Source organism: Sphingobium sp. Z007 (genome assembly GCF_900013425.1).
GTDB lineage: Bacteria > Pseudomonadota > Alphaproteobacteria > Sphingomonadales > Sphingomonadaceae > Sphingobium.
In genome coordinates, this window is sequence record NZ_FBXK01000001.1 from 56339 (window position 1) to 72206 (window position 15868).

13 protein-coding genes are annotated in these 15868 nt (G+C 64.8%); 4 read left to right on the forward strand and 9 right to left on the reverse strand.

From position 1 onward, the window contains the following. Positions 1-8: 8 nt before the first annotated feature. The 4 genes from CEQ44_RS00275 to CEQ44_RS00290 form a co-directional block, all read right to left on the reverse strand. Complete coding sequence (locus CEQ44_RS00275; RefSeq protein ID WP_088185335.1) at positions 9-3191, reverse strand: efflux RND transporter permease subunit; 3183 nt, start codon at positions 3189-3191, stop codon at positions 9-11. A gap of 93 nt (positions 3192-3284) precedes the next feature. Beyond that, positions 3285-4556: an efflux RND transporter periplasmic adaptor subunit gene (locus CEQ44_RS00280; protein WP_088185334.1), complete on the reverse strand. Its 1272-nt coding sequence runs from the start codon at positions 4554-4556 to the stop codon at positions 3285-3287. Then, on the reverse strand, positions 4553-5014 hold the full coding sequence (locus CEQ44_RS00285; RefSeq protein ID WP_256960007.1) for a hypothetical protein: 462 nt from the start codon (positions 5012-5014) through the stop codon (positions 4553-4555). Before CEQ44_RS00285 ends, CEQ44_RS00280 begins: the two co-directional genes overlap by 4 nt. 289 nt (positions 5015-5303) lie before the next feature. Continuing rightward, entirely contained in the window at positions 5304-5915 is a 612-nt protein-coding gene (locus CEQ44_RS00290; protein ID WP_373438197.1) for a TetR/AcrR family transcriptional regulator, read from the reverse strand. 134 nt (positions 5916-6049) lie between these two features. Here CEQ44_RS00290 and CEQ44_RS24760 point away from each other — a divergent pair, with 134 nt between their 5' ends. The 3 genes from CEQ44_RS24760 to CEQ44_RS00305 are packed head-to-tail and all read left to right on the forward strand — an operon-like array spanning position 6050 to position 8352. Continuing rightward, positions 6050-7186 carry a cobalamin-independent methionine synthase II family protein gene (locus tag CEQ44_RS24760; protein WP_088185333.1) on the forward strand — a complete coding sequence of 379 codons (1137 nt, stop codon included), beginning with the start codon at positions 6050-6052 and terminating at the stop codon, positions 7184-7186. After that, a complete protein-coding gene (locus CEQ44_RS24765; protein WP_254913897.1) occupies positions 7183-7572 on the forward strand; it encodes a nuclear transport factor 2 family protein in 390 nt (129 codons plus the stop codon). The genes CEQ44_RS24760 and CEQ44_RS24765 overlap by 4 nt, the downstream gene beginning before the upstream one ends. Before the next feature lie 18 nt (positions 7573-7590). After that, positions 7591-8352, forward strand: a complete 762-nt coding sequence (locus tag CEQ44_RS00305; RefSeq protein WP_088185331.1) for an IclR family transcriptional regulator — start codon at positions 7591-7593, stop codon at positions 8350-8352. Between the two features lie 463 nt (positions 8353-8815). On the opposite strand, the gene CEQ44_RS00310 is transcribed toward CEQ44_RS00305, so the two are convergent. From CEQ44_RS00310 to CEQ44_RS00320, 3 genes are all read right to left on the reverse strand, one after another. Then, positions 8816-10216, reverse strand: coding sequence for a glycine cleavage T C-terminal barrel domain-containing protein (locus CEQ44_RS00310; protein ID WP_088185330.1), 1401 nt, complete (start codon positions 10214-10216; stop codon positions 8816-8818). Beyond that, positions 10217-10987 (reverse strand): alpha/beta fold hydrolase, encoded by a 771-nt coding sequence (locus tag CEQ44_RS00315; RefSeq protein WP_088185329.1) that lies wholly within the window; start codon positions 10985-10987, stop codon positions 10217-10219. It lies immediately after the preceding gene. Positions 10988-11061: 74 nt separating this feature from the next. Beyond that, positions 11062-12402 (reverse strand): MFS transporter, encoded by a 1341-nt coding sequence (locus tag CEQ44_RS00320; protein WP_254913898.1) that lies wholly within the window; start codon positions 12400-12402, stop codon positions 11062-11064. Positions 12403-12567: 165 nt separating this feature from the next. On the opposite strand from CEQ44_RS00320, the gene CEQ44_RS00325 reads away from it, so the two are divergent. Beyond that, positions 12568-13779: a multidrug effflux MFS transporter gene (locus CEQ44_RS00325; RefSeq protein WP_088190059.1), complete on the forward strand. Its 1212-nt coding sequence runs from the start codon at positions 12568-12570 to the stop codon at positions 13777-13779. 49 nt (positions 13780-13828) lie between these two features. Here the strand turns inward: CEQ44_RS00325 and fghA are convergent, their stop codons facing one another. Together fghA and CEQ44_RS00335 are read right to left on the reverse strand one after the other, a co-directional pair. Next, positions 13829-14677 (reverse strand): S-formylglutathione hydrolase, encoded by an 849-nt coding sequence (gene fghA, locus CEQ44_RS00330; protein WP_088185328.1) that lies wholly within the window; start codon positions 14675-14677, stop codon positions 13829-13831. Beyond that, a complete protein-coding gene (locus CEQ44_RS00335; protein ID WP_088185327.1) occupies positions 14677-15789 on the reverse strand; it encodes an S-(hydroxymethyl)glutathione dehydrogenase/class III alcohol dehydrogenase in 1113 nt (370 codons plus the stop codon). Before CEQ44_RS00335 ends, fghA begins: the two co-directional genes overlap by 1 nt. Between the last annotated feature and the right edge of the window lie 79 nt (positions 15790-15868).

Consider the following 15868-nt stretch of genomic DNA (forward strand, 5'->3'; position numbering starts at 1 on the left):
GTTGTTCCTCATTCGGCCGGCTGCAATGCAGCGTCGGCTTCCGGGCGCCGGCGGCGGGCGAAGCGATCGCCCAGCGCGCGGCATACGACATAGAAGGTGGGGGTGAAGAGCAGACCGAAAGCCGTCACGCCGGCCATGCCGAAGAACACCGCCGTCCCCAGCGCCTGCCGGAGTTCAGCCCCTGCGCCGGTCGCGATCACCAGGGGCACTGCGCCCAGGATAAAGGCGAAGCTGGTCATCAGGATCGGGCGCAACCGGGTCTGCGCCGCCTGCACCGCGGCTTCGACCGGCGACAATCCCTGTTCCTCCTCCGCCTGCTTGGCGAATTCCACCACCAGGATGGCGTTCTTCGCAGCCAGCGCGATCAGCACCACCAGGCCGATCTGCGTCAGGATATTATTGTCCATGCCCCGCAGGTTGATGCCCAGCATCGCGGCGAACAGGCACATCGGCACGATCAGGATGATCGCAAGCGGCAGCGTCAGGCTTTCATATTGCGCCGCCAGCACCAGGAAGACGAAGAAGACGGCCATGCCGAAGACGATACCGGCGGTGTTGCCAGCAGTCTTTTGCTGATAGGCGATGCCGGTCCATTCGCTGGCATAGCCTTCGGGCAGCGCCGCGCTCATCTTGTCGATGGTCGTGAGCGACTGGCCGGAGGAATAGCCGGGCGCCGTGTCGCCATCCACCTCCACCGCGGGCAACAGATTATAGCGCACCACGCGGTAGGGGCCGGTCTTGTCGCGGAAGGTCGCGACCGAACCGATCGGCACCATGCCGCCGGCATTGGACCGGGTCTTGAGGTTGGCGATATCCGCCACAGTCCCGCGATGCTGCGCATCCGCCTGCGCCGTGACGCGATAGGTCCGGCCGAGCAGGTTGAAGTCGTTGACGAAGGTAGACCCCAGATAGACCTGCATCGCTTCGAACACGCGCTCCGGGGGCACGCCGAGCAGGTCGGCCTTGGCCCGATCGACATCGGCGTAGATGCGCGGGGTGCTGACGTCGAACAGGGTATAGATCATGTTGAGGCCGGGCGTTTGGTTGGCCTTGCCAATGAAGTCTTGCGCAACTTTGTTCAGTTCGGCGTAGCCACGGTCCTGCCGGTCCTCCAGCATGATGCGATAGCCGCTGCCCGACCCGATGCCCTGGATCACCGGCGGCGGCACCAGCAGGATGCGCGCCTTGTCATAGCCGGCGACCGCCTTGTTCGCCTCCGCCATGATCCCGGCATAGGTGACGCCTTCCTTCTTGCGTTCGGCAAAGCTGTTGAACGGGAAGTAGATCGCGGCGGAATTGGGGGCGGCGGTCTGCGACGGGCCATCAAAGCCGGCGAACATCACCGCGCCGCGTAGGCCCTTGATTGGCAGGATCTTGTCCGCCACTTCGCGCGTCACCTTGTCGGTGCGTTCGAGCGACGCGCCGGAGGGGAGTTGCACCACGGCCAGGAAATAGCCCTGGTCCTGCGACGGGATGAATCCCGCGGGCGTCACCCAGAACAGGCCCGCCGTCGCCACGATGAGCCCAGCATAGGTCGCCAGCATCTTCTTGGGCCGGGCGACCAGCCAGCGGGTGAGGCGGGCATAGCCCTCGCTCATCCGATCAAAGCCGTTGTTAAAGCCATCGACGGCGACGCCCAGCTTCTGCCGCCACAGCGGGTCGTTGCTGCGGTCTCGCGGACCGTGCTTGGCGTGCAGCAGCAGGGCGGCGGCGGCAGGCGACAGGGTGAGAGACAGTATCAGGGAGATGATCGTCGCGGTCGAAATGGTGACCGCGAACTGCTGGTAGAAGGCACCGGAAATGCCGGTGATGAAGAGCGTCGGCACGAACACCGCGCACAGCACCAGCACAATCGCCACCAGCGCGCCCGACACCTCGTCCATCGACGTCCGTGCGGCCTCCAGGGGAGTCATGCCCTGGCCGATATTGCGCTCCACATTTTCGACCACCACGATGGCGTCATCGACGACGATGCCGATCGCCAGCACCAGGCCGAACAACGACAAGTTGTTGAGCGAATAGCCCAGGCCCGCCAGGATCGTTGCCGTGCCGATCAGCGATACGGGAATAGCGATGATCGGGATGATCGCTGCGCGCCAGTTTTGCAGGAAGACGAGGATGACGAGGACAACCAGCAGCACGGCTTCGATCAGCGTGTGATAGACCGCGTCGATCGACTGGCTGATAAATTCGGTGGGATTATAGATGACGCTATATTCCAGCCCCTTGGGAAAGCGCTGGGACAGTTGGTCCATTTCCGCCTTCACATGCTCCGCCGCGTCGAGCGCGTTGGAACCGGGGCGCTGCATCACCGCGATGACGACGGTGGGCTTGTTCGACAGATAGGTGTTGATCGCATAATCCTGCGCGCCCAGTTCAACGCGGGCAACGTCGCGCACGCGGACCTGCCGGCCATTGGCGTCGCTGCGGATCACGATGTTGGCGAACTGGTCGGGTGAGGTCAGGCGACCCTGCATCTCGACGCCGAGCTGGAAGGCTTCGCCGCGATCATAGGGCGGCTGGCCGATCGCGCCGGCCGACACCTGAACATTCTGCGCCCGCAGCGCCGACACGATTTCGCCCGCCGTGAGGTCCATCGCGGCGGCGCGGCCCGGATCGATCCAGACCCGCATCGCATAGTCGCGTGACCCGAACAGTTGCACGTCACCCACGCCGTCGAGCCGGGCCAGCCGGTCACGGACCTGCGTCAACGCGTAGTTGGAGAGGTAATTGCGATCGAACGTGCCGTCGGGCGACTGGAGATTGACCACCATCAGAAATTCGGGCGTCGTCTTGCGCGTCACCACGCCCAAGCGCTGCACCTCTTCGGGCAAGCGCGGCACGGCGACGGCGACGCGGTTCTGGACCAGCACCTGGGCGGCGTCGAGGTCGGTGCCGATCTTGAAAGTGACGGTGATCGTCACCTTCCCGTCGCCGGTCGACTGGCTGCTCTGGTAGAGCATATCGTCGACGCCGTTGATTTCCTGTTCGATCGGTGCGGCCACGGTCGATGCGACTGTTTCGGCGGACGCGCCGGGATATTGGGCGGATACCGTGACCGTAGGGGGCACGATGTCGGGATATTGGCTGACCGGCAGGCCGATAAAGGCCAGCGCGCCGACCACGGTGATGACCACCGCGATAACGGCGGCGAAGATCGGCCGGTCGATGAAAAAGCGCGAGAAACGCATCGGGCAAGTCCTTTGCGAAGAGCAAAAGGGAGGGCGCGCGATCCGCCAGGGCGGCGGATCACGGGCAGGGATATTGAGTGAAAGAGGCGGCTGTTACCGCTCGAAGGTCGCCTGCGACGCGACCGGCGCGGCCCCGTCAGTGGGCGTGATCGGCGCAGCCACCGCCCGGATCGCGGCGCCGCGGCTCGCGACCTTCGCGCCGGGCATGGCGGCCTGCACATTGGCCACGACCACCTTGTCCTGCGGCGAGAGGCCCGAACGGATGATCCGCAGCCCGTCAACCAGCGGCCCCAGCTGCACCGGCTTGGCGGCGACGACATCGTCGCGGCCGACCACCAGCACCGTCTTGAGCGCTTGGTCGGACTGGATCGCCGCGTCCGGGACCAGCAGGGCATTGACCTTGCCGCCGCTGGACAGGCGCATATTGCCGAACAGGCCGGGGGTCAGGAACAGGTCGGGATTGCTGAGGACGGCGCGGCCGCGAATGGTGCCCGACCGGGGATCGAGCCCATTATCGGTAAAATCGAGCCGCCCCTTCCAGCGATAATCAGCTTCATCCTGCAAGCGGATTTCCACCTCGCCGCCTTTGCCCTCCGCATGGTCGCGCTGTGATTTTAGGAACAGCGCTTCGGAGGCGTCGAAGCTGAAATAGATCGGGTCGAGCGCATTGATCGTGGTGAGCAGACTGGCGCCAGCGCCTTCCGCCCCCGACACCAGATTGCCGATATCGACCTTCCGGTCGGACACCCGGCCGGAAATGGGGGCGCGGACCAAGGTAAATTCGACATCCAGCGCGCGGGTCCGGGCGCGAGCGTCGGCCGCCGCAAGCGCCGCCTGCGCGGCTTGCAGGCGGGCGCGCAGCGTGTCGATCTCGCTGGCTGACACCGCTTCGTCGCCGGACAGGCGCTGAACGCGGGCATAATCGGCCTGCGCCAGTCGCAGCCCGCTGCGCGCGCTGGCGACATTGGCCTGGGCTTCGGCGAGCGCCGCAAGGAAGGGCCGCTGGTCGAGCGTGAAGAGCAACTGCCCCTTGCGCACGACATCGCCGTCGCGAAAATGGATCGCCGTCACCGGCCCCGACACGCGTGGCCGGACATCGACCGTCTGACTGGGGGCGAAGCGGCCGACATAATCGTCCCACTGCACCACCTGCCGCATCAGCGGCGCGGCGACGCCCACGGTCACCACCGGCGCAGCGGACGCCTGCGCCTGCGGCTGGCCCGCATATTGCCAGGTCACGCCCCCGACGATCGCCAGCGCCAGCGCGGCCCAGGCGACATGCCGCCCGCTCCAGCGCTTGCCCGCATTGTCCGACCGGATTGCCCCGGTCGGCGTGTCGGCATCGATCTCCGTGATCATGTTCATGCAGAAATCCCTTTGATGCTGTGGCGCGCGGCGGTGATCGCGGACAGGAGCAGTTCAAGCTGACCCTCGCTGAAACCGGCGTTGCGGAAATCGGTGATGGCGGACGGGCGCACGGCAAAGCCGTTGTGCCAGCTATCCACGGCGAGGCGCCGCAGCGCTTCCAGCCGCTTGCTGGCGAGCCGGAAATGCGGTTGCGGCCCGAAGATCATGGTCTTGATCCGGGTCCAGAGGCCCGGTTCGCGCAGCGATGCCATGCCGTCGCGGCGGGCGAGTTGCACCACCTGCCATTCGGTCGGCGAAAAGCCGATGGCGGTCGCCATGATACGGTCGCGCACCGCAGACAAAGGGATGCCATCCCCCACCGCGAGCAGCGGCTGGGCAAAATCAATATAGGCCATGATATTCGTCCCCTGATTGCGCGCATGATGGCCGCGCCATCCGTTCAGGATGAGCAGCACCGTCTCCCGAACCCCGGTGGGATCGGAATGCGCAGCGGCATACGCAGCAGGGCGTTCACCCCGTCCGGCATGACCAGATGTTGATGTAGATGCGGCGCGCCGAAACGGCCGTTACGTCGATGTCACTTGCAGATACGTAAACAGGTAATAGGCATGGAGCCTCCTTCGAGGCTGTGCCTCAACCGGATTTCATACTTATCGGTATATAATGCGATGCCGCATCTCGTCAACCGCTTTCTGTACCGCTTGGTAAAAATTTATGAAGCGGTGCTGAACGGGACGGAGAGGCTCAGGCGGTGGGCCACATCGCCAGGGTAGTTTCGACCAGTTGTTCGAGCTGCGCCGGGGTCGCGCCGCCGCTGGCCTGTACGCCCATGCCCTGTATGACGGCGGTCAGATAGGTGGCGAGCGCGGCAGGCTCGACCCCGGCCGGCAGGTCGCCTTGCGCCTTCGCGCGCTCCAGCCGTTCCACCAGCGCCTTGTCGGACGAAGCGCGGCGCGCGATCACGTCGGTCTTGATCGAGTCGGCCTGAGTCGTGCAGGCGACCATCGAGATCACGCCCAGGCAGGCGCGGGGATCATTGCCACCGGTCTGGATCTGGAGCGTGCCACGCAGCAACCGTTCGGCCACACCGCGCGCGGTGGGCGCATCGAGGGCGGAGCGCATATAACAGAGCTTGTCGCGCTCATAGAGGTCCAGCGCCTTGTGAAACAAGGCTTCCTTATTGCCGAAACAGGCGTAAAGGCTGGGCTTGGTGATGCCCATCGCCTCGGTCAGCTCAGCCAAGGACGCGCCTTCATAGCCGCGGGTCCAGAAGACCTGGAGCGCAGCCGACAGGGCTTCCTCAGGATCAAATTCCCTAGGGCGTCCTCTCGTTACGGGTTCGACTGCCATTTTCATACCGATCGGTATATAGGCATGGCGGCGCGATTGTCCAGATGAACCCGCGCCGCCTGATCGATAAATTCGCGTTTATGATATACCCATATCCGTGAATTTATGGCACTTGTCTTCCGACCAAGGGAGAGAGATGCATGACCATAGCCACCACCCATGTCGGCAGCCTGCCGCGCGGAAACGCGCTGACCCCGCTGTTGCTGGCCCGTGACAAGGGCGAGCCCTATGACGCCGCCGCGTTCGACACGGCGGTCCAGCTGGCGGTGAGCGAAGCGGTCGCGGCACAGATCGACGCGGGCGTGTCCATCGTCAGCGACGGCGAACTGGGGAAGGTCGGCTATTCCACCTATATGATCGAGCGCCTGTCCGGCTTTGGCGGGCATATCGACCGCAAGGTCGCAGCCGATCTCGCGCCCCTGCCCGAATTGCGCCAGAAGTTGGCGGCCATCATGGGATCGCAGGAATTTACCCGTGCCTCCTGCATCGGCCCGGTGCGACTGGTGACGCTGGAGCCGCTGCACGACGACATTCGGCGGTTCAAGGCGGCGCTGGCTGATCACCCCGGCACCCGCGCCTTCATGAACGCGGCCTCCCCCGGCCTCATCACCGCCTTTCAGGTCAATCGCCACTATCCCAGCCATGAAGCCTATCTGGCCGACCTGGTCGATGCGATGCGCGAGGAATATGAGACGATCGTCGCCGCGGGATTCGACCTGCAACTCGATTGCCCCGACCTCGCCATGTCGCGCCACACCGGTTATCAGGATGCGAGCGAGGAAGAGTTCGTCAAGATCGCCGCCGCCAATGTTGAAGCGTTGAACGCCGCCACCGCCAACATACCGGCGGACCGGATGCGGATGCATATTTGCTGGGGCAATTATGAAGGGCCGCACGATCATGACATTCCGCTGGAAAAGGTGATCGACATCATATTGGCCGCCCGCCCGGCGACCATACTGTTCGAAGGCGCCAATCCGTGCCACGAACATGAATGGACGGTGTGGCGCGATGCGGCCCAGCGTGGCGTCTTGCCGGACGACAAGATATTGGCTCCCGGCCTGATCGATACCTGTTCCAACTATGTCGAACATCCCGAACTGATCGCCCAGCGGATCGAACGCTTCGCCGGGATCGTCGGCAAGGACCGGGTGATCGCCAGCACCGATTGCGGCTTCGGCACCTTTGCGGGATATGGCAAGATCGATCCGGCTGTGACGTGGAAGAAGCTACGGTCGCTGCGCGCTGGGGCGGACCTGGCGGACGCCAGATTGTGACGGACGACGAGCGTCGCGCCATCGAGCAGGATTGCGCCCGGCTGGTCGCACTCTACGCCAATCTCAACGATGCGGGCCGATGGGCGGATGTCGCGGCGCTCTATGCGCCCGATGGCCGCATGGCGCGCCCGACCGCGCCCGGTGAATGGACGGAGGGACGCGACGCGATCCTGGCCGCCTTCCTCGCCCGGCCGGCGCGGACCACGCGGCATGTCTGTTCCAATGTCGTGATCGACGTGCTGAGCGAGGGCGAAGCGACGGGGGAAAGCGCGATGCTGCTGTTCACCGGCGAAGGCGGCCCGAAAGTCGGTTCCTTTCACGACCGTTTCGTGCGCATAGAGACAGGCTGGCGCTTTGCCGAAAGGCGGGGCAGCCTGACGTTTTAATTGGGGGTTCGCTGAACCATGAATGGCACCACGCCGTCCACCGTCAAATCGGCGATGCGTACCATCGACATCATCGAATATGTCGTGGCGCGTCCGGCAGGCGTGGTGGCGCAGGAGATCGCCGCCGGCCTGGCTATCCCGGTCAGCAGCCTGTCCTACCTGCTCGCGACGCTGGCGGAACGCCACTATCTGACCCGCGAAGGGCGGCGTTACCTGCCCGGCCCTGCGCTGGAGCGGCTGGCGTCGCCGAGGATCGCCATGTCGCTGGCCGACAAGGTCCGGCCGCTGGTCAAGTCGCTGCGGTTGCAGATGAACGAGACCGCGTCCTTCTTCATCCGCGACGGCTGGCATCTGGAAGCGATCGTCACCGAGACGGCCGAACAATCGCTGCGCTATTCTATCAGCGTCGGCACGCGCAGTCCGCTCCATTGCCTGGCGGCGGGCAAGGCGCTGCTGGCCACCATGAGCGACGAGGAACTCGACGGCTATTTCGCGCAGGCGCGGCTGGAGAGCTTCACCCCCAGCAGCATCACTGACGAGGCGCAGTTGCGCGCCGAACTGGCGGAGGTCCGCGCCACCGGCATCGGCCGCACGCGCGAGGAATATACGCCGGGCATTTGCGGCCTGGGCATGGCGGTGATGGTGGACGATGTGGCGGTCGGCGCGTTTGCGCTGGCGATTCCCGTGCCGCGTTTCACCGCCGACGTGGAAGGGCGGACCATCGCCAAGCTGGAGCAGGCGGTCAGCCTTTTCACCGCCGCGGAGATGCCGGCGGTCTAAGGCGTAGTGCGTTATGGACGCGACGGGCCGAAGTATACAGTGTCGTGGGGTGAAACGGGCCAATAGTGTGCGCCAAGCCATAGCGACGCCACGCTGAGGCCACAGATGGGTCACATCCGCGTCAGGGTGACGCCACACCGACGCCACGACTGGGTCACCGCGACGCGACGCTGACGCGCCCGGCGCGCGACACCGAAGCGACAGGGCGGCGGAGGAGGTCGGGCAGGCGCGGATATGCTGGTCCATCTACAAGGAGAGATCAGACAAAATCCTACATTGGAAGAGTTTTGGTTGAGCGGGTTAGGGTGGCTTCCTGCCATTCCCCTCCCGCCAGCGGGAGGGGGAACATGTCCGCTCTTGGTCGTCACCGGACCAATAGCTTTGCGCGCCCTCATCCCCGAAACGAAAACGGGGGACACCTTGCAGGCATCCCCCATCCCATCCCGCTCAGGATGTCATGCTGTTACGCAGCCTTGGTGCGCCAGCCGTCGGCATAATTGTCGCGCGCGGCTTCCGAATAGGGGACCGAGGAGACGATCGCCTTGATTTCGGTCTGGACATGGCGCTCGACGGTGGGCTTCGACGTGCCGCCATCGGGTTCGCCCCACAGCAGGGTGACTTCGGTGCCCGGCGCGGCATATTCCGCGTCGACCATCGCCAGCGCCAGGAAGCGGCCGGCGTTGATGGTGTAGCCGATCCAGGTGGACAGGCCGACGGTCTTGCCGTCCTTGAGCACCGCATCATAGGGGTGCATGCAATAGACGGCGCTGGGGAATTCGAGGAACTTCGCCTTGTCGCCGGTCTGGAGCATCGAGCTCATGACGCGGACAATGTCTTCATTGTCGAGGGCCAGCGTGACCTTTTGCCGATGCGGCTGGTCCTTGATCTTTTCCAGCGCTTCGCGGCCGACGAACTCATGGTCGAACTTGACCATGATGCCATAGCCCAGTTCCCAGGGGTTGAGATAATAGTCTTCGATATTGTCGGAGACGAAGCTGCCGCCGAGCGAGCATTTGCCTTCATAGCTGTTTTCGCTGGCCCACTCGCGGAAGCCCTTCGAGCCCTCGCCGGTATAGGTGGCGGGCAGCGGCGAGGGGATCCAGCCGGATTCCAGTGTGTTGGACGAATAGGTGCGGCCGCCGCAGAGGGTCAGGCCATAATCCTTGCCCGCTTCGATCAGCGCATTGCGGACGGTGTCATAATCCTTCCAGGGACCAAACAGTTCGTAGCCGGGCTGGCCCGCCATGCCGTGACGCAGCGCGCGCACTTCGACGCCGGCGATATTGATCGGCGCCATGTGGAAGAATTTAAGGTCCGGCGGAGTCTGGCCCATCGCCTTTTCCAGCACCGGCATGGCGTTGGGGCCCTGCAGCTGGAAGCGATAGTTGCGGCGATAGCCCTGCTGGTCGAGCGGGCGGGCGATGGTCCGCTCGTCGCGTTCCACCTTCACGTCCCACTTGCCGGTCGAGGCCCAATATTCGACCCATTCGATCGAGGGGGCGCGGCCGACTAGTTCGAACTTTTCTTCTTCCAGATAGAAGAGGATGACGTCGCCGATCACATAGCCTTCGGGCGTGACGGGGGCGAACTGCTTGGCGCGGTTGGGCACGAAGCCCTTGAAGCTGTTGGGGGCGAGGTAGGACAGCATGTCGAACGCGCCGGGGCCGGTGACGAGCAGATCGACCATGTGGAAGCTCTGGTTGAACAGGACCGAGCTTTCCGCCCAGCTGCGCTGTTCGTCGCGCCAGTTGCTATATTCGCCCGGCACGCCCGGATAGGCATTGGGGCCGACCTGCTGGTTACGCAGGAATGTGACGATGTCGCCCTTTTCATCGAGCAGTTGCTGCAGGGTCTTGTCAGTCATTCAAACCTCTCCTTCGACTTGATCTGGAAGTGCACGAAAATCTGGCGCGGGGCGTGTGTTGAGCCATTCGCGCAAGAGTTGGTTGAAGGCCTGTGGCGCTTCCGCAGGCATCATATGGCCGGCGCCTTCCACGATGCGCAGTTGCGCATTGGGGATGGCGGCGGCGATGGATTCATGTTGCGCGACCGGGGACCATTGGTCCTGCCGGCCGACCATGACGACCGTCGGGCAGGCGATGGTGGGCAACAGCGTATCGACTGACGGGCGGCCCAGCAGCGCTTCGATCTGCGCTTCGAACGTGGGCAGGCCGGCATCGACCGCCATGGCGTAGAGCGCGTCCATCAGGGCTTCGTTGCGCAGGGCCGCAAAGCCCATCATCGGCGGGAGCCATTCGCCCACCAGTGCGCCGATGCCCTGGGCGCGGCCAATGTCGCGCAACTGGTAGCGACTCTCGCGCTCGCCGGGCTTGACCGGATGGACGCCGGTGTCGACCAGAGCGAGGCGTTCGACGCGATCGGGCGCCTTGCGCAGCACTTCCAACGCGACCCGCGCGCCCATGGAATGGCCCAGCAGGGCGCAGCGATCGGGCATGCAGGCAAGGACATAATCGGCCATCGCCTCGATTCGATCACAACCGACGTAAAAACCATCGACCACGGCGCTATCAGGGAAGGCCGCCAGCGTTTCGCCAAACATGCGGGAATCGCACAGCAATCCCGGCAGGATCAGGAGGGGCGCGCCGACATCGCGATCTGATGATTTCGCATCCATGAATATTTCATCTACACGAATATTCTGGAGTGGGCCAGAGAGAAAATGCACGCTCTGACGGTTCCGCGACCGCTTTATGGCAGGTGTATTTCTTCATCGGCCGGGCGCAGGTGCGACAGCAGCAGGACCAGCGCGGCGACCGCCGAGCCGAGCGCGAGCAGCAGGGAGGTGACCCCCCTGCCCGCCCCCACCGCCAGCAATTGTCCGGCGAGAAACGGGCCTAGCGCCGCGCCCATACGGCCGAAGCCGATCACCGTGCCGGTGCCGGTCGCGCGCAAGGTGGTGGGATAGATATTGGCGATCAACGCATAGAGGCCGACGACCGATCCGTTGGCAAGGAAACCCAGGATGAAGGCTGCAACTTGGAGCCAGACCATGGCGGCGGGGACCGCGCCGAAGACCGCGACCGCGACCGCCGCGCCGCCCAGCCCGCCGATCACCAGCGGGCGCAGGCCCAGCCGCGGCGACAGGAAGCCCAGCGTCAGCCCGCCGATCGCGCCGCCCATGTTCATGAAAACCGACACGATCGTCGCCCGCGACGGATCGAAGCCCAGCGCCACGACCAGCGAGGGTGCCCAGCCCAGCGCATAGTAAAAGGTCATCATGTGCAGGCCGTACATGAAGATGAGGGCGATGGTGGTGGCGCGATAGCGGGTCGCGAAGAGCTGACCCATCGATGCTTTGGGTTCGTCCACGATTCTGACCTGCCCGGCCTGCGGCTGGCCGAGGCGGCGCAATATGGCGTTGATGCGCGGCAGCGCGGCGGGGCCGTGGCGGGTGGCGAGCCAGGCGACCGATTCGGGCAAGCATAGCAGCACGAGCGGCACCATCAGCGCGGTGGCACCCGCCCCGGCAAGGAAGATCGATTCCCAGCCATGGCTTTTAAGCAGTTGCGCCGCGCCCCAACCGCCGACGATGCCGCCGACCGGATAGCCCGCCGCCATGATGCTGACCGCCAGGTCGCGGCGATGGCGATTGGCGAATTCCGCCGACGCGGCGTTGACCGCCGCCAGCACCGCGCCAAGGCCGAGGCCCGTAAAGGCGCGCAACAGGCAGAGGACCACGACATTGGGGGCGAAGGCCGAGGCGAACATGCCGCCGACCATAATGGCGAGGCACAGGAGGATTTGCGGGCGTCGGCCAATGCGGTCGGCAAGCTGGCCCAGCGTCAGCGAGCCCACGACCATGCCCGCCAGTCCGGCTGAGACGACCAGGCCGATCGCGCCGGGGCCGACGCTCCATTGGCGCGCGATGCCGGGCGCGGCGAAGGTCACCGCCAATATGTCGAAGCCGTCGAGCGCATTGAGCAGGAAGCAGATGGCGATCGCCACAATCTGCGGCAGGCGCATCGGCCGGCTGGCCAGGATGCTGCGCGGATCGTCGGCGGGCAAGGCAGTGGTCGGCATGACGGCCATGGGCGGCGTTCCTCTCTCTTGTGCCGCCACATTGTATGCTGACGACACAATATGCAAATCGAAACGCGCGCGTGCCGCCGACGCAAATGGCCGATGCAAATGCTTGTGGAACGCTGGAAACAAATATAACGATCGTTATTAATTAGGGAGAGGACAGATAAAACGATGCCGCACGCCACCGCCCCGGCCGGCCGGACAGACAGCGAACCGAGCCTGCTGCTGGGCGTTGCCTTCGGCTTTCTATCCTCGCTTGGCCCCTTCGCCATCGACCTCTACCTGCCAGCCATGCCGGGCATGGCGCGCGCGATGGCGGCGGACAGCGGCGCGGTGCAGCGCACCCTGTCCGCCTTTTTCCTGGGGCTGGCGCTGGCGCAGATACCGCTCGGCACGCTGGGCGACCGGTTCGGGCGGCGGCGGCCGCTGATCGGCGGGCTGGCTCTGTTTGCGGCCGCCTCGATCGCCTGCGCCATGGCGACCAGCCTGACCATGTTGATCGCCTGCCGCTTCCTGCAGGGGATGGGGGCGTGCGCGGGCACGGCGAGCGTGCGGGCCATGATCCGCGACCGGCATAGCGGCCATCGCGCTGCGCAACTGATGGCCTTCACCTTCCTCATCATCGGCATATCGCCAGTGCTGGCGCCGCTGGCGGGCAGTTACCTGTTGCAGATCATGTCGTGGCGCGGGCTGTTCGCGTTGCTGGCGGCTGGCGGGGTGGTCGCGCTGGTCGCCGTCCTCATGCTCCTGCCCGAATCGCTGCCGCCCGAACGGCGGTTGCATAAGGTGCCGATGCTGGAGAGCTATCGCCGGTTGCTGAAAGCGCCGGCCTTTATGAGCTGGACGATCGTGGCGGGGCTGGCGACGACCATTCCCTTCGCCTTCGTCACCGCCGCTCCCTTTCTCTATACGCAGGGCTTTGGCCTCACCGCGCATCACTATAGCCTGTTGCTGGCGCTCAATGCCGTGACGTCGATCATCGCCACCCAGTTCGCGCCGACGCTGATGCGGCGGCTGGGCGCGCGGCGGCTGGTGTCGATCGCGGCGACGATCGCCATCGCGGCGACGGCGCTGCTGGCGCTTACAACTGTTGCACTCGCTGTCTCGATCGGCACGTTCCAGCTCTATGCGATGCTGCTTTTTGCGCTGGCCGGGCTGATCCTGACCCCCGCCGCCATTTCCGCGCTGGACGCTGCGGGCGGCGGGGCCGGCGCAGCCACCGGGCTGCTTGGCACGCTGCAACTGGCGATCACCGCGCTGGCGAGCGGCGCGGTGTCGCTGTTGCCGTCGATGACCGTGCTGCCGCTGGCGGCTTTACTGGGCGGTAGCTTCATGCTGATGGCGGTGGTGATGCTGGGATTGGGCGGGCGACGGGCCGTTTGATAGTCCCAAAGCGTATTCCCGCCTGCGCGGGAACACATAATACAATGCTCTAGCTGTCCTTGGTCAGCCGCTCGGCGTGCCAACGCAGATGGTCGGCCATGAAAGTCGATATGCAATAATAGCTGTGGTCATAGCCCGGTTGCATGCGCAGCGTCAGCGGGATGCCGGCGGCCGTGCAGGCCTGTTCCAACAGATGCGGCTTGAGCTGTTCGGCGAGGAAGTTGTCGGCGTCGCCCTGATCGACCAGCAGGTCCGCGACACGCGCGCCATCCTCTATCAGGGCGACGGCGTCATGCTTGCGCCAGGCGGCGCGATCGTCGCCCAGATAGCCGCCCAGCGCCTTATGCCCCCAGGGCACTTGCGAGGGCGCGACGATCGGCGCGAAGGCGGAGACGGCCTTGTAGCGGTCGGGCAAGGTCAGGCCGATGGTGAGCGCGCCATGACCGCCCATGCTATGCCCCATGATCGACTGACGGCCCATGTCGGCGGCGGGAAACTCCGATGCGATCAGCGCAGGCAGATCCTGCGTCACATAGGACCACATGCGATAATGCTGCGCGAAGGGCGCCTGCTTCGCGTCGACATAGAAGCCCGCGCCCAGCCCGAAATCATAGGCGCCGTCGGGATCGTCAGGCACGCCTTCCCCGCGCGGCGAGGTATCGGGCGCGACGAAGATGAGGCCGAGTTCCGCACAAAGGCGGCGATATTCGCCCTTGTCCGTCACATTGGCATGGGTGCAGGTGAGGCCTGACAGATACCAGACGACCGGCAGCTTTGCGCCCGGTTCATGCGGGGGGACATAGACCGAGAAGGTCATGTCCGTGCCCGTGACGGCGGAGGCGTGCTTATAGACGCCCTGCACGCCGGCAAAGGCGCGATTGGTGCTGATTATGTCCATCAATAGACCACGACCGAACGGATGCTCTTACCGGCGTGCATCAGGTCGAAGGCGGTGTTGATTTCCTCCAGGCCCATGACATGCGTAATCATCGGGTCGATCTCGATCTTGCCGGTCATGTACATGTCGACGATCTTGGGCACGTCGGTCCGGCCCTTCGCGCCGCCAAAGGCGGTGCCGCGCCAGTTGCGGCCGGTGACGAGCTGGAAGGGACGCGTCATGATCTCCTTGCCCGCTTCGGCCACGCCGATGATGATCGACGTGCCCCAGCCGCGATGGCAGGCCTCCAGCGCGGTGCGCATGACTTCGGTATTGCCGGTCGCATCAAACGTATAGTCGGCGCCGCCGTCAGTCATCTCGACGATCTTCGCCACGGTCTCTTCGCGCGACAGGCCCCTGGAATTAAGGAAGTCGGTCATGCCGAACTTGCGGCCCCACTCCTCACGGTCCGGATTGATATCGACGCCGATGATCTTGTTCGCGCCAGCAAGACGTGCGCCCTGGATCACGTTGAGGCCGATGCCGCCCAGGCCGAAGATAACGACATTGTCGCCCACCTGCACCTTGGCCGTGTTGATGACCGCGCCAACGCCGGTGGTCACGCCGCAGCCGATATAGCAGCTGGACTGGAACGGCGCGTCCTCGCGGATCTTCGCCACCGCTATTTCGGGCAGGACAGTGAAGTTGGAGAAGGTCGAGCAGCCCATATAATGGAAGATCGGCTGCCCCTTGTAGCTGAAGCGGGTCGTGCCGTCGGGCATCAGCCCCTTGCCCTGGGTCGCGCGGATGGCGGTGCAGAGGTTGGTTTTGCCGGACAGGCAGCTTTTGCACTGGCGACATTCGGGGGTGTAGAGCGGGATGACATGGTCGCCGGGCGCGACGCTGGTGACGCCCGCGCCGACTTCGCGCACGATGCCTGCGCCTTCATGGCCCAGGATCGAGGGGAAGATGCCTTCGCTGTCGAGGCCTTCAAGCGTGTAGGCGTCGGTATGGCAGATGCCGGTCGCCATGATCTCCACCAGCACTTCGCCGGCCTTGGGGCCTTCCAGGTCGAGTTCGACGATTTCCAGCAGCTTTTTGGCTTCGAAGGCGACGGCAGCGCGGGTCTTCATATGTGATTCTCCAAAAATATGGATGTCCGGTTCATGGTGCCGGAAAAATGGCGGATGGCGCAAGCCGTGCGGCCACTCC